General features: G+C 49.1%; 13 protein-coding genes. 6 read left to right on the top strand and 7 right to left on the bottom strand.

The window, feature by feature from the left end; translation table 11 throughout:
• Window positions 1-2: 2 nt before the first annotated feature.
• Entirely contained in the window at window positions 3-1520 is a 1518-nt protein-coding gene (locus GOX75_RS16130; protein WP_171124828.1) for a phospholipase D family protein, read from the bottom strand.
• Window positions 1521-1915: 395 nt separating this feature from the next.
• On the opposite strand from GOX75_RS16130, the gene GOX75_RS16125 reads away from it, so the two are divergent.
• From GOX75_RS16125 to GOX75_RS16115, 3 genes are all read left to right on the top strand, one after another.
• Entirely contained in the window at window positions 1916-2905 is a 990-nt protein-coding gene (locus GOX75_RS16125) for a hypothetical protein (RefSeq protein ID WP_171124826.1), read from the top strand.
• Entirely contained in the window at window positions 2902-3666 is a 765-nt protein-coding gene (locus GOX75_RS16120; RefSeq protein ID WP_171124824.1) for a hypothetical protein, read from the top strand. The genes GOX75_RS16125 and GOX75_RS16120 overlap by 4 nt, the downstream gene beginning before the upstream one ends.
• A gap of 290 nt (window positions 3667-3956) precedes the next feature.
• On the top strand, window positions 3957-5297 hold the full coding sequence (locus GOX75_RS16115) for a mechanosensitive ion channel family protein (RefSeq protein WP_171124822.1): 1341 nt from the start codon (window positions 3957-3959) through the stop codon (window positions 5295-5297).
• A 33-nt stretch (window positions 5298-5330) separates the two neighbouring features.
• Here GOX75_RS16115 and GOX75_RS16110 read toward each other — a convergent pair whose 3' ends face one another.
• The gene (locus tag GOX75_RS16110; RefSeq protein WP_170484325.1) at window positions 5331-6029 is read right to left on the bottom strand and encodes a hypothetical protein; all 699 of its coding nucleotides are present in this window, start codon (window positions 6027-6029) and stop codon (window positions 5331-5333) included.
• 97 nt (window positions 6030-6126) lie between these two features.
• On the bottom strand, window positions 6127-6621 hold the full coding sequence (locus GOX75_RS16105; RefSeq protein WP_170484327.1) for a hypothetical protein: 495 nt from the start codon (window positions 6619-6621) through the stop codon (window positions 6127-6129).
• Between the two features lie 331 nt (window positions 6622-6952).
• Here GOX75_RS16105 and GOX75_RS16100 point away from each other — a divergent pair, with 331 nt between their 5' ends.
• From GOX75_RS16100 to GOX75_RS16090, 3 genes are all read left to right on the top strand, one after another.
• Complete coding sequence (locus GOX75_RS16100) at window positions 6953-7924, top strand: transporter (RefSeq protein ID WP_171124820.1); 972 nt, start codon at window positions 6953-6955, stop codon at window positions 7922-7924.
• Between the two features lie 9 nt (window positions 7925-7933).
• A complete protein-coding gene (locus tag GOX75_RS16095) occupies window positions 7934-8902 on the top strand; it encodes an autotransporter domain-containing protein (protein WP_171124818.1) in 969 nt (322 codons plus the stop codon).
• A 227-nt stretch (window positions 8903-9129) separates the two neighbouring features.
• Window positions 9130-9642 carry a hypothetical protein gene (locus GOX75_RS16090; protein ID WP_171124815.1) on the top strand — a complete coding sequence of 171 codons (513 nt, stop codon included), beginning with the start codon at window positions 9130-9132 and terminating at the stop codon, window positions 9640-9642.
• Between the two features lie 62 nt (window positions 9643-9704).
• Here the strand turns inward: GOX75_RS16090 and GOX75_RS16085 are convergent, their stop codons facing one another.
• The 4 genes from GOX75_RS16085 to GOX75_RS16070 all read right to left on the bottom strand — a co-directional run bounded on the left by GOX75_RS16085 (window position 9705) and on the right by GOX75_RS16070 (window position 12943).
• The gene (locus GOX75_RS16085) at window positions 9705-10709 is read right to left on the bottom strand and encodes an AraC family transcriptional regulator (RefSeq protein ID WP_171124813.1); all 1005 of its coding nucleotides are present in this window, start codon (window positions 10707-10709) and stop codon (window positions 9705-9707) included.
• Window positions 10710-10869: 160 nt separating this feature from the next.
• On the bottom strand, window positions 10870-11400 hold the full coding sequence (locus GOX75_RS16080) for an outer membrane protein (protein WP_171124811.1): 531 nt from the start codon (window positions 11398-11400) through the stop codon (window positions 10870-10872).
• Window positions 11401-11409: 9 nt separating this feature from the next.
• A complete protein-coding gene (locus GOX75_RS16075) occupies window positions 11410-11892 on the bottom strand; it encodes a hypothetical protein (RefSeq protein WP_171124809.1) in 483 nt (160 codons plus the stop codon).
• Between the two features lie 136 nt (window positions 11893-12028).
• Entirely contained in the window at window positions 12029-12943 is a 915-nt protein-coding gene (locus GOX75_RS16070; RefSeq protein ID WP_171124807.1) for a helix-turn-helix domain-containing protein, read from the bottom strand.
• Window positions 12944-13052: the final 109 nt, after the last annotated feature.

The following is a 13052-nucleotide window of genomic DNA, read 5'->3' as shown; positions in this document are numbered from 1 at the left end:
CATCAAAGTTGGCTTTCAATCGGAAGCCAACCGGACACTTTAGCAACCAGTTTACGCCAGATCCCTGCCGACGGTTCTTGGGGCAATAGCTTTTTGTTCTTTGACGCTGTTTCTTCCCATTGAAGTATTCCGGCGTCACTTATCGACACCTTGTAGGTGTAGATCGGTAGAGCCGCATCTAGTTGTTTTTGGATTTCTTCGGCAAGGCTAGGGCTGCGGATCAACATTCCGATTTCCGAGTTCTGCCGAATGGACCTTGGATCAACATTTGCAGAACCCACAAAAACATAAGCCTCATCTATCAAAGCAATTTTTGTGTGAAGGGTCAGCGGTATTTCCGCGCCCTCATTCGAACGCGATGTACTGGCACGAACCTCAAAGAAGTTTACTCCGGCCAATAACAGGCGTTTACGATACCTTGCATAATGGCCATGGGTGTAGGGATGGTTGGTTGAGGCAAGAGAATTTGTCACTATCGTAACATCAATGCCGTTTCGGACCAGCTTTTCCAAATACTCCGTGCCGTACTCCTCGGGTATAAAGTAAGGGGTCACTACCGTGATACTACTTTTCGCACGTCCCAGGCTGTTATAAAAGGCATCCCCTACCGCAAAAGGCCCGATGCCAGAAGGCGTGCGAAGTTTCTTAGGATCTTCGGCCACGATACGCGCGCGACCAAAGTGGACAGGCACCTGACCATTCTCGAGCTTTCTAATATACTCAGAACCCAGAGCCCGTTCATAAATAGAAACTTCTTGGTCCAGAGCGCGTGCTTGAAACTGTTCATATGCTTCGCTCAGAGGCGCAACGTCACCATCGTGTACGATGGCAAATGGCAAGGACCAGGCGTCGTTCCAATATGTGTCAAAAGTCTCGGACAATTTTTGAACAGGATAGCCAGCGACAAAGAGATCGAAATCCGCAAAGTCGTATTGCGTTCCTATGCTGAAATATTCGTCTGCAATGTTTCTGCCGCCGATGATCGCAAAACTGCCGTCCGTGATCGTCACCTTGTTGTGCATTCGGCGGTTTACTCGGGCGAAATCCAACAGGAAATTAACAGCCGCGGTACTGTTCCGGGACAGTGGATTGAAAACGCGAATTTCCACATTTGGATGTGCGTTCAAGGATGCAATCTGATCATCACGCGCCGTCGTGAAAACATCGTCGAACAGCAGTCTGATTTTCACTCCACGTTCTGCCGCGGAATACAGGGCAAGCCACATCAGCGAACCGGCCAAATCGGGCTTGATCAGAAAAGTTTGCAAGTCAATTGAGCTTTCCGCCGTTTCGATCATTCGCAATCGCGCTCCGAGCGCATCATTGCCATCGAACAAAGGTGCCATTGCCATCGACTGTCTGTCGGGACCAGTCAGATCAGACACGATTTGCTGAGCGCGGGTTCCGTCTGCTGGGATGGCACGGGAACTCACCTTCGGTGTATCGAACGGAACATAGGTACAGCTGCCAAAAATTAGCAGCAGACAACATCCAAGGAGAAGTTTTAGTGTAACCCTCATACGTAATACCTGCTAGGCAGTAGCAGCTGCGGCATGAACTTGACGGTGCTTAACCAACTTATTTGACCCGGAGAAATCAGGCCCGAATGGTTGGAGGAATGCAAGTCTGGTCGCAAACTCAAGGTGTTTTCCGCGATCATCAAACAGCACCCCAAATTAAGGTTCAGCACCCACCAGTTTGACCCTTTGAATTGGGTCGGGTTGCGAGGATAGGCTAGGGCATCACCATGTCAATTGTTGCGGTTTCGGTTGTGGTTTGGGTAACGGCAGAATGTGAGAAAATGTGGACGGTGGACACAGATGCCTCCGCAACACGGTAGTACCTGAACCAACAGATCATCTTTTCACGTGTGGATTCGGGTTTTGGGAATTGTTTTGATTTGAGGGCAGTTACTTTGTTGAAGCAAACTCAAGGTCAGGCGGATCGCCGATTTTTCTCGACTAGCCAATTGGTCTCAACTATTTCTTGTAGAATGGTTTTCACCTTCAGGACAGGATTACGACGTTTGTCTAACTTGGTCATATTCGACAAAGTGAAACGGGCAGCACCAGTCATGATTTTAGCCTTTGTTCTATTCACCATACTTGCAGCTTGTGAACGTGAAAGACCTAAACCGTCAGGCGATCTGAATCCTCAGCGATTGTTGGCCGCCGTAAAGAATGGGGAGGGAATTGACCCGTCGAAATACAAAGGCGACATCGAATTTCTACTGCCCAGTGAAGTCCCTGTCGGCAATGAGGTGTTTAATGTTGCATTTTTCATAGGGTTGAGCCCTGCGACCGAAACCCGCCTACGTGTGACGGCCATGGCTGACCTGAGGGCAATTCAGGCACGGTTCCCGGAACTGGCATCAGGGGTCTATGACGATAGTTGCTCGCGAGAAGTGTCGGTTAAGATCCATGAGACGGAGGCGATCGAAGATCACGTCGAATTGCGCGGATCGATGTTTGTTCGATTTTATTCCTGTAGCCAGAATGCTTCGGGCGAAGAACGTGGAGGTCTTTGGCTGACGCAAGAAATCGACACCAAAGCCAAGGTCGAGGCTTTCGTCGAAGCACAATGTGTACGCTTTTCTGTCGTTGAGCTTGAATTGGATCCTAGGGGATTTACAGGCTTTATCGCAAAAATGTTTGGAGTAATTGAAGAGGCACGTACAGAAATTCTCGAGCAAGCCGAGAACTATTTCGATGCCAACCCGATTTGCCTGACAGTTCCCAAAGAACTGAAGCCGGTGTCACCGAAAGCCACACTCGTCCGAGCGCTCGAAATCGGCGAAGGCGGCATTGGTGCTGAAATTCAGGGGTCGATTGACACAGACGCCACTACACTTGTCAATCTGCTCAGCGTAATGGAGTTGAGCGATATTATCGAGGGGCAGCAATGAGACACACACATCTGGCGGTGTTTCTGATTGGCAGCATTGGCCTTGTTTCCCATACCGCCGCACAGCAAGCAGAATTTGACATAGAGGACACTCTGGTCGTCGGTGCAACAGAGATTGATTACGGTCTTAACCTGGTAATGACGGCGGTTTCGCCAACACGTGTTGGCGTCGAAGCCGCGCTTGATTTTAGCGACCTGCAGACCCGATTACCCGGCCTGCTTTCTGAAGAGCCGATCCTGGACTCCTGCGGAAGCCGAACCGATCTCAGTGAGTTTGTGGTTGAGGCACAAGGCGAAATTGTCTCTCTCAGTGGGAAACTTGATACTCAGTTCTTTGAATGCACCAAAACAAGGGAGAACGTCTTTGCGCGTGGCGAGCCGACAGACCGGTGGATTTTTGGTTTCTCGGCATCAGCTACAGCCCGGTTTAGCGACAAGTGCGTCACATACGAGCTTGTAGACGCGGTTGTTCAACCCCTTGAGCAATTACGGGATATAGAGGGGTTTGTCGAAGATGTCGAAGCGCTGCGAGTTATTTTGTTAGAAGTCGCGGGACGCTTTTTAAGCGAACGACCATTTTGCCCGGCTTTTCCCGAGGAGTTCGAGCCTTTGGATCCGGTGTATGAATCCGGCGGTCCACGTGAAATAGGAGATGGCGGTTTAGGAGCCTATCTTAAGGGATCCATTGATACCAGCACTGCTACAATCATAGGAATACTGCACGTACTACAAGAGGAAGGCGTTGTCCCAGGTCCTCCGTAACACATATCATGTTCGCTAAGAATTTGTATTGTTTTCAAACCACTCACCACGGCCGCAGTTGGTCACTTTCGCTCATTCAGACCTATCCAACGGGGTTTTATCACCAGCACCTTGTCAAAGGCCAATCGTTGGCTTGAGTTATCTTCCTACAATAGATTTGTGAAAAAATTCATTCATTGTAAGGTATTGATAGATCGACGCACTCGCACCTAATCTGAAAGACGCTAGGAAATTCTGCAGTAGTCGTGCCATTGATTGCGAAGATGGACTGAACCCGTGTGAGAGAATACATGACGCAATTCAATCTCCGGAACGTCGCCAGAACAACGGCGTCAATAATACCTACGGTTTTGTCTGTTGTGTTGCTGTCGTCTTTGTTTCTTGGAGCGGCACGGGCACAACAGTTGGATCATACGGATCCGTATCAGAATTCAATTTCTATTTCGAGTGACCCAGACGTTCACGACAAAGTTCTTGCCCGGCATTTAGTGGCTTTGGGCGTAGACGATCTTACAGAAATTGCAGACGTTTGGCAGCGCCGCGTCCAAACAAATCTCTCTAGAATAGCCGAGGGTGTAACACTACTGGATACCGCAGCAGATGATCAAGTTCCTGAACTTGTTGCAGAAATAAAAGCCGTAAACCAAGAGAATATTGGTTATTTTCAAAATTACATGATCGTGGTTTACGCTTTGGCCCGCAAAGGTGGACCAGAAGAAGAAGTGAAAAAACACGAGGACTTCATCTGGGGCTTCATAGGTGAACTTATGCTGTCGTACCAATGGATCACAATCGCACATCTATCTTGGGACTGGGTGCGATCTGGGAAAGGCGGGCTTAGGGCGCTAAGCGGTTTATTTCAAGCGATTTTAGTTCTGATCGCGGCTTTTATTCTCGGGAGCATCCTAAAAAGAGTATCTGGCAGATGGCTCCGGAATCGAGATGATGAAAATGAAGTTGCGGCAGTCGTAGTGCCGAATATTATTCGCTGGGCCGTTTTACTACTTGGATTTCTTTTAGCCCTGTGGGGCCTAGGCGTAAATATAGGTATCACAACTGCCGTTGTCGGTGGCTTTGGATTTCTGATTGCCTTTATGATGCAGAATCTTTTTCAAAGTGTGATTGGTGGTTTTCTGCTTCAAGCAACTAACCCCTATTCAAAGGGAGATGTTATTTCAATTAATCAGATCATGGGAACAGTTATCGACGTAAATGTGATTTCGACAAAGCTCAGAACTTTTGACAATCGCCTAGTTCAGATTCCAAATCAGACCATCTGGCAGGGGTCTATGGAAAACCTTACCAAGTACCGTGTGCGGCGCGTCGATCTTGTGTTTGGGATCGGTTATAAGGATGACATAGAAAGCGCAAAAGCGGTCCTTAACGAGATGGTGGTAGAAGATGAACGTTGCCTCAGAAACCCGGAAACCCGGATTTTTGTCGGTGAATTGGGGCCTTCATCCGTGAACGTTTTTTGCCGGCCATGGGTGAGAACCGATGACTACTGGGATGTACTTTGGGATCTGACAGAGATTGGAAAGACACGCTTACAGAACAAGGGCATCTTTATCGCATATCCGCAGATGGATGTGCATGTTCACACCGGAGATGAACCTCCGTCTGCTGATTGAACGAAACCCTTAATGGGCTTCTCGTGTCCAATTTCAAACCAACCCGGACCCGGTCAAAAAGTACTTAATCGCGTCAACGATGTAAGCACACCCTAATATTCCAAACAGAAGTGGTACAAGCCAAGACGCGGTAATGCTGATGAATCGGTTGAATGACTTCAGCCTTTCAACGATTGAGCCCCCCATTAGTTTGTAAGCCAGCGGAGCCAACAGAAATGGAATGGCGAAGGCGATATTGTAGAGCAGCAATCCGGCAAGCTTGGACTGAACGCTAAAACGATACATTTCATTGATGAAACCAAAGTAAGGAACCGCGAACGGTATCCCAACCAAGCAGATGCTTGCGCCCATGACGAATGACGGCAGAACTCCATCTTTCTGCCGGATGGCTTCAGACTTGCCCGATTGCTTTTTCATTGAAGCATTTATGCTTAACGTAAATGCAAGTGTAAGAAAGACTATTCCCAGTAGAAACCCAATTACAAAGTAAATTGGTATCGGATTCACGAATGTATCAATGACAAAGTCTACCACCGGAGCAATGAACTCTGCCAACCCGTAAACTATCAAAACTCCAACCAAAAAATATGCAGCCGTATGCCCTAGTATCAGTGCAAGACTGCTTGCAATCGGCTTCGCGCCGGTTAACGCGATAGCAGTCGCTGCCAAAAGGACTGGGCTGACCACGTCAACAAGCAGTATAGGTATTGCAATGATCCATATATCATTCATCTAATAGCGCCTTTTGGTTTTATCGTAGCAGCGCCGCAACCGTCATTATTGGTTATGAGTCCTGACCCTAGTGTTGAGCTTTCAGGGCCAACAAGCATCATTCGTACACCGTGTTCTTTCTGCGCTCGAAGAGGGAAAGAATATGTGCCGCAATCACCATTACCAGCCAAATCAAAGACGAGCTGATATTTTCGGCAGCGGCAAGTGGCAAAACCGCAAACCCAAATAATATTGAAACGAGATCACTTGCCTGCCAGCCATCGGAAAGGAGGTCAGGCAACAATCCAAAAAAGCTGCCGAACGCGCCTGCAATGAATGTTGACAAAAGTCCGCCAACCAATGCTGTGACCCATCCTCCAACGCCTGAACGACCAAACATTGGAGCGAGCAGAAACCCCATGAAGGCCCCACCTATGGTCATTGCGATAACATAGCGTATCACAAGCCCGAAGTTCTGTTTTGCCCAATCGTCACCCAACCCGCCGGGAAGGTCGCGAGAAAGGAAGAGCAGGAATAAACTGGCCCCAATCACGGCCATTACCAATGTTGTTGCTCGTCGTGGTGCTTTTTTTGGGGATTTTGCGACTGTCATTCAATCGGTCCAATTCGAGTGGGATTTTGAAGGGCGCGAAGGGAAGCGGCTCTGTGGTACGGTATTTTCGCAGATACTGGTCAAGTGTATCAATGTACTTGTTAGATCATACGATAAAACGCGAGCGCGAGGCTAATGGACGGGCAGGGGAAATGTATCCTTGCATAACAACCTGGAACTGTAGCGCACATATGTCGCTGTGAAATGCTCAGGCGCTGCTCAATCGTTCCAAACGGAAACAGTTGATGACCGTGGCGAGCAAGTCACCGCCTATTAACAAATAAACAAATATGACTATGATCGCCTTTCTTAGGCGGCGGGGTGCTCCATTATGAAGTGGTTTTGGAATGTTCTCAAATCTACAAAATCAGCATGTGCATTTTTTCCTGTTTCGACAAATGTTTCGGCAGTCCTCGGCACTCTGACATTCATTGCAGTTTCGATTATCGGCGGCACGGCAGCGGCTCAATTTCCAATAGCAGGAAATTACGGGCTAGGTGCCGGGTTGGGACAAACTTCAGCTGTTTTGCCACCCCAGGGAACCAGGGTGATCGAAAACGGTTGGATCAACTACGATATCCAGCGATATGTCGATGACGACGGAAATGACATCGGTGCACCGACGCCAACAGTCAACGCGGCCCGGTTGACCTTCAGATATGTTTTTCGGGACGTCAGGATACTGGGTGCCGATTATGGGGCAGGCGTCGTCCTGACATACAGAGATCAGGTATTGCGGCCTGAACCTGGATCGGGAACAGATTATCATCTGGGAGATACAGTTGTCACACCAATCGCGTTGGGGTGGCATCATAATAACTGGCACTTTCAAACGTCCTATACCTTTTGGGCTCCAACCGGAGAATTTGAAGCGGGTGGAAGCACCAACACCGGCAAGGGCTTGTGGAGCCACATGCTGTTCTTAGGATCAACGTGGAAGCAGGATGCAAGCCTGCCTTGGGCGGCAACGTTTCAGGCACGTTACGAAACGTTCGGACGCCAGAAGACCACCGATATTCGCCCAGGTGACGTCCTGTCGTTGGAGTTTGCTTTTGGAAAAGAAGTCGTCCGGGGCTTCAATCTGGGGCTTTTGGCAGCAAGGTCATTCCAGGTTTCAAAGCAAAGCGGGACACCCGGAGGTAATCCCTCAAAATATGAGATCAACTTGGTCGGAGCAGAAGGTGTCTGGAAACCCAAAGATCTTCCAGGCGCTCAGATCGCCTTGCGCATCGGGAAAGAGTTTGACAACCGAAATACAACGGAGGGCTTTGCGACCTTGCTGTCGCTTGCCTACGCATTTTAACCGGTGTGCATGGGGTCATTCGGTAAAACGTTTACCTTCAAGGGAAAAATGAGAAAAGATCATGCCTGCGCAGCGATATTGGCTATGGGCGTAGGCTCTGTAGCGACAGCGCAAAGCGCTGATCCAGATGCCTCAGAAGCGGCGGCACGCGCAGCATTGTCAGTTTTGAGTATTGCTGCCACGCCAAACGAAACAATGTCCTCTTTTTCTTTTCTAAGGGCAGCTGGCGACACAAAAAGCCTTAGATCAACCCAACTCCGAGGCGGGTATCACCCACTCGATAATGGCCTATATCTTGAAGGGCTTGTAGCTTACCAAAAATACAACCCGGTGCTTTTCTTTCCAGAAATTGCACCTGGTGTAGATGTAGACGTAACCTGGGCAAGCGTAGCGGCAACCTTTGGCGTCGGTTGGGAGTTTCCATTAAAAAATGACTGGCGCATTCGTCCGCTCGGGCATGTATCAATCGGCCATGTTACGGCTGATGCTTCAATTATCGACTTCCCGTTGCTTCCAGTCAATTCGGGGTCGGCGGATTCTGTTGACGGAAACCTGAATGCACTGGGACTAGGGTCATCTGTCGCCGTATTCAAGGAAGCACAAATTGGCCTTTGGCAGGCAGAATACCGATTGCGCCAAACGTTTCTGGAGTTTCACCCAATTGACGAACCACAGGCCGGTGGGGCCAAGGCCAGCTCCAACCAAACGACGCTATTTTCTCGCCATCGCTATCCTTTGAAGGATGTCAGGTTCTTCAACTTGGCCACTCTCCTCGTTCTGGACGCTGGGCTGGTATATTATCATGGGGATGCCGCAAAGGTTCTGGACACGGATTGGTTGGCAACTGCCGGCGTCGGCATCGAGATTGACACAAGCCGAGCTGGTATTCCATCGGTGCAAGCCGGGCGGATCATGCTGAATGGTGTAATCGCCGAGGATTTTGACGGATTTTCCATAGGCTTGGGCCTCAGGTTTTAGCGTCGCGCTCAACTTCGAGCTAAAGATAATGTTCGGACGTAAGATTCCCTGATGGAATCCAAATCTATAAATCTTGTAAATTTTTTGCGATTTACCTCAGCTTGGCAGATAAAACGAAAATTTTGGCTCATTTTCAAATGAGGAACCGGATCGCCACCTCCAATATTGGATCACAGTACCTTTTAAGGTGCGTTGCCAATTGCAGATACAAAGTCGGAGCGTCAGTCATGAAGACCGAAGCGATCAGTGCCGTTGAAGTAATCAGCATGCATTTGAACAGACATTATGAAGCCGACCAACGCGCAGATGCCGTGGTCGAAATGCTTCTTGAAAATGAAATCTCCAGCTGGGACTTTTGGCCCTTGTTGCAAATCTTGTGGGGTGGGTTTGAAAAAATCGACCACACTATGTTTGTTCACGCTATGGGAGCAGAAAAACGTAAGTCAAGTTGGACACCTACCGCTGAGTGGCGCCTGCTTCCCATGGAAATTTCGATATTTCGCGGGCAAAGTCTTGGTAAAGAAGTTGGATTATCTTGGACAACCAGCTTTGACGCTGCATTGGACTATGCGACCAGGTTTGGTTGTCTGACGAACAAAACTCCGGTCATTCTCGAAACCAAAATTCCGAAACATGCAGTGGCTCTGGTCATCGACGACTGCGACCAGAACGAATTTGTTTTGTGGAAAGCACCGCAGATTTCAGACTGCGCGATCACCCCTGTTCCGTCGATTCACTAACCTGTCAGGGGTGCGCCCCAATCGTGCCCCGGCAAATAATGTAGACGGCAATACAGGGCCTTTCAGCTTTTTTGAAGTTGAAACTGCCGCGGTGTTAAACCTGTCCAGCGCTTGAAGGCCGTTGAGAATGCCGCCTGTCCCGCAAAGTCCAGATAAAACGCAATCTCACCTATTGTGAAGCCGTCTTTCAGATACGTTTGGGCAAGGTCGCACCGGATGTCATCGACGATATGGCGAAAACTCAAACCCTGCTCGCTTAGACGTCGCGATAGTGATCGCGAGCTGAGCCCCAGATCGGTTGCTACCTGTTGTAGATTTGGAATCCGCCCCGGCAGTTCGTTCAGCAATAGGGCTTCGACCCTATTGCGGATGCCCGACTTTAGACCCACCCTCTCTTTCAACAGGTTGTCCCCGTAATCGGTCAGATGCTTTTTAAGAGCCGGATCGTAGCTTGGAATTGGCAAATCAAGAGATGAAAGCGGTAGAATAACTTCTGTTCTTTCAGAGCCAAAGGAAATGGCGCAGCCAGCGGCTTTTTGTATTTCGGGCCCTGCGGATTTGACCACATGCTGAAACCGAACCTCTAATGGGTAGAGTTGGGTTTTTGTGATAATGCGCACCAGAGAAATCGCCGAGAAGATAAGAAACTCGGTCCTCCTGTGAAATTTAGTGAGACCTCCGTCAACGATTTGCAGCTGAAGGGAGGCATGATTTCCCGATACAACAAGGGAATAGCCAATTGTGTCATCAATCAAAGCGCCATAATATGATGCATTTTCAATCGCTTCTCTTAGATTTTGTGAATACTTTAAGATGTACCAAACGATGTCTCGCGGTGAATTGAAATCCAATCCGGCGATCGTAGCAAAGGCTGGCATCTTTAGGTGATCGCAAGCCAGGCGGACAAACTGACCTTCTTTGTAAGGGTCAATGAGTTTCGAAGGCTCACTCAGATCGCTGCGCGTCAAACCGGAGTCCTGTAAAGCGTTTTTAAAGGCACGGGCATCTGACAGCCGTTCCTCGAACATCCTGGCAAAATGCCGTAGCCATGCGTTATCGACGCCCATGAGCATTTCCCTTTAAGTGCGCAGCGGTCCTGATGCGGGATAATACTCGATTGTTTGTGGGCGGCAATTCGTGTTCCACTTGACGACGCTCTTACATTGCTAAACCCCGGCTAATACATTTCTTGCGATTTGCCGGGGCCAGGTTGTGCTGGGCTGAGCGTCAGAAGCGGTAGTTGACCCCAAACGTAGCAGTTGTCGTTTCCAGGTCGAACTCACCATCGGAATTGTCAAACCTTTCTTGTGTGATCTCACCAAATATCGAAACGCCGTCAGATAATCGGTGTTCCAGTCCGGCACCAATTGAAGAACCCCAACGGTCATTAACGTCTCCGCCCCAGACGTATGCGGGCCCGGCGGTCGCGTAGGCCAAGGTGTTGCCAAAGGCATATCCTCCACGAAGCCTGATACGCGTGAGTGTGTCTGGATCGCCGCAATCACAGGCGAAGTTTAGATGGTTGGCGTCGATTGCGATGCCCCCCACCCAGTTTGAGGCTTCCCAATCTCGCCCGAGTTGAAATCCGATAAGACCATTGTCATGGCTTAAGCCATTTTCAAGCTCTCCATAGCCGAATTTCATGCCGATGTAGCTGTTGTTCCAATCTGCGGCCATGGCCGGCGCGGTGAATGCTGCAAGAATAATTGTCAGAATTGCAGCTGGTATGCGGTGTTTATGATTGTATTTTGCGGACATCGGTTTGCCTCACTGAACAGCATGGTTGAAAGGGGAAGAAGGCGAGTTTGCGTACAAAGGAAAGACAAGATGCTGATCCTTCGATGCTTCCAACTTCCGCTTTTTCGACGAATGTTCTCTTTTTACCTGCTCCACCGCGTCATCAAGTTTCGAGGGTTCTGAACTGGTGAGGTCCAGTAGATAATCCGATATTTCCGGGAGCACCTTGTACCAGCTGGGGTATTCCAACGAGAATTGTGCGAAAATACTCATCGTGAACTTGAACAGTCGCTCAGAGCTGAGTTCGCGGGATTCACGCGCAGCCCAAAGCAGGGTTTCTTTCATTGCGTTTTCGAAGGCGACTTGCGCAGTAAAAGTACCGTTAAGTTCGATACGGATTTGATATTCGCGCGCCCGCTTCAATTCTGCGGCCCGCATAACCAGATTTTGAGCTGCTGCGGTTGTTGAGGGATAGAGAGCCCGCAGCGTAACAAGTTTCTTGTAGTTGGACATCTGATTGCTCCACTCTTCGTTTCTGCAATTCAGATATCGGTACAGAGTGGAGCAATTAGCAGGTAATTTACGGTATTATAACAGTTTGAAGAGACGCTAATAGTTTGATAACTGTGATCTTTCTTTTTTCTGCGAGTCAGGATCGCTTAACTGTGTCAATCGGCGACTCTCCAAAGAACCGACGATAGGCAACAGATGTTCGACCAAAGTGATTGAAGCCTGCTTCCCCAACAAGTTTAGACACGACACCTTTCTCATATGGCGTATTTAGAAGCAGCGATCTGAGGCGATGCAATCGAATAAGTGTCTGAAATTTACCCGGACCAAGCCCTATCTGTTTTTCGAACGCAGCGTATAGCGACCGCCTGGGCACCCCAAGCAAGCGACAAAGTTCCTGAATAGTTATTCCGGCATTGTTATCGTCCATCAGAAGCGCTTCTGCGGCAGTGACGATTTTCCAATGGCCATGATCCGATTTGCTGAAAACCTCTTCACGACCCGAACAGAAAAGGGCATCGCCCATCAGGTGTTCAAGGTCTTGGGCAAGTGCATTGAACACAGGATTTGGATTGGTTGCGGATTTCGACTGACCCAGGATCAAGCAAGTTTCCAAAGAGCGTATATAGCTGTTCAGGGCGTCAGATTTTGTCAGCCGAATGGGCGCACCAAATTCTGTCCACCCTCGGTGTTCGGCAACTGCCCGAGGTACCTCCAACACATAGATTTGTGTCCCAGCCTCGACCACGTAATCAAATTCTGTTGGCCTCAGGCCCTGCCAGCAAACAATAAATGGGGTTTGGTACAAAAGCCCCTGAAAACGGACTGGATCACCGTGTGGGAGAACAAGACCATAGTAGATTGTGCCGCGGTACTGAATTTCTTGGTACCGCATGCGTGTGAAAATAGTCTCAATATGTATGCCCACATCTGCAAACATTGCGCTTTGCCAGGTCAGTCGTGGACCCTGCGGGCAAAGCACGGTCGCGTTGAACTCCACGTCATTATAGACGGGCAAGTCTTCAATCGAGCGGATCTCGGCGCTCTGGTACATGACACCTCTGACTGTTCATCCCATTCCTGCGAGATGAACCCCAAGATTTATAATAGTTTGCACAAATCGGATAGCCAACTTTAAACTCAGAATGCACTGTTGATCGCAA

Origin of the sequence: Ruegeria sp. HKCCD7251 (genome assembly GCF_013031165.1) — a bacterium.
GTDB lineage: Bacteria > Pseudomonadota > Alphaproteobacteria > Rhodobacterales > Rhodobacteraceae > Ruegeria.
The sequence above is the reverse complement of the archived record's forward strand: the minus strand, read 5'-3'. Positions and strand labels throughout refer to the sequence as shown.

Coding starts and splice junctions, on each gene's coding strand:
- GOX75_RS16130 (WP_171124828.1), bottom strand. CDS start 1,520: ATGAGGGTTACACTAAAACTTCTCCTTGGATGTTGTCTGCTGCTAATT.
- GOX75_RS16120 (WP_171124824.1), top strand. CDS start 2,902: ATGAGACACACACATCTGGCGGTGTTTCTGATTGGCAGCATTGGCCTT.
- GOX75_RS16115 (WP_171124822.1), top strand. CDS start 3,957: ATGACGCAATTCAATCTCCGGAACGTCGCCAGAACAACGGCGTCAATA.
- GOX75_RS16110 (WP_170484325.1), bottom strand. CDS start 6,029: ATGAATGATATATGGATCATTGCAATACCTATACTGCTTGTTGACGTG.
- GOX75_RS16105 (WP_170484327.1), bottom strand. CDS start 6,621: ATGACAGTCGCAAAATCCCCAAAAAAAGCACCACGACGAGCAACAACA.
- GOX75_RS16100 (WP_171124820.1), top strand. CDS start 6,953: ATGAAGTGGTTTTGGAATGTTCTCAAATCTACAAAATCAGCATGTGCA.
- GOX75_RS16095 (WP_171124818.1), top strand. CDS start 7,934: ATGGGGTCATTCGGTAAAACGTTTACCTTCAAGGGAAAAATGAGAAAA.
- GOX75_RS16090 (WP_171124815.1), top strand. CDS start 9,130: ATGAAGACCGAAGCGATCAGTGCCGTTGAAGTAATCAGCATGCATTTG.
- GOX75_RS16085 (WP_171124813.1), bottom strand. CDS start 10,709: ATGGGCGTCGATAACGCATGGCTACGGCATTTTGCCAGGATGTTCGAG.
- GOX75_RS16080 (WP_171124811.1), bottom strand. CDS start 11,400: ATGTCCGCAAAATACAATCATAAACACCGCATACCAGCTGCAATTCTG.
- GOX75_RS16075 (WP_171124809.1), bottom strand. CDS start 11,892: ATGTCCAACTACAAGAAACTTGTTACGCTGCGGGCTCTCTATCCCTCA.
- GOX75_RS16070 (WP_171124807.1), bottom strand. CDS start 12,943: ATGTACCAGAGCGCCGAGATCCGCTCGATTGAAGACTTGCCCGTCTAT.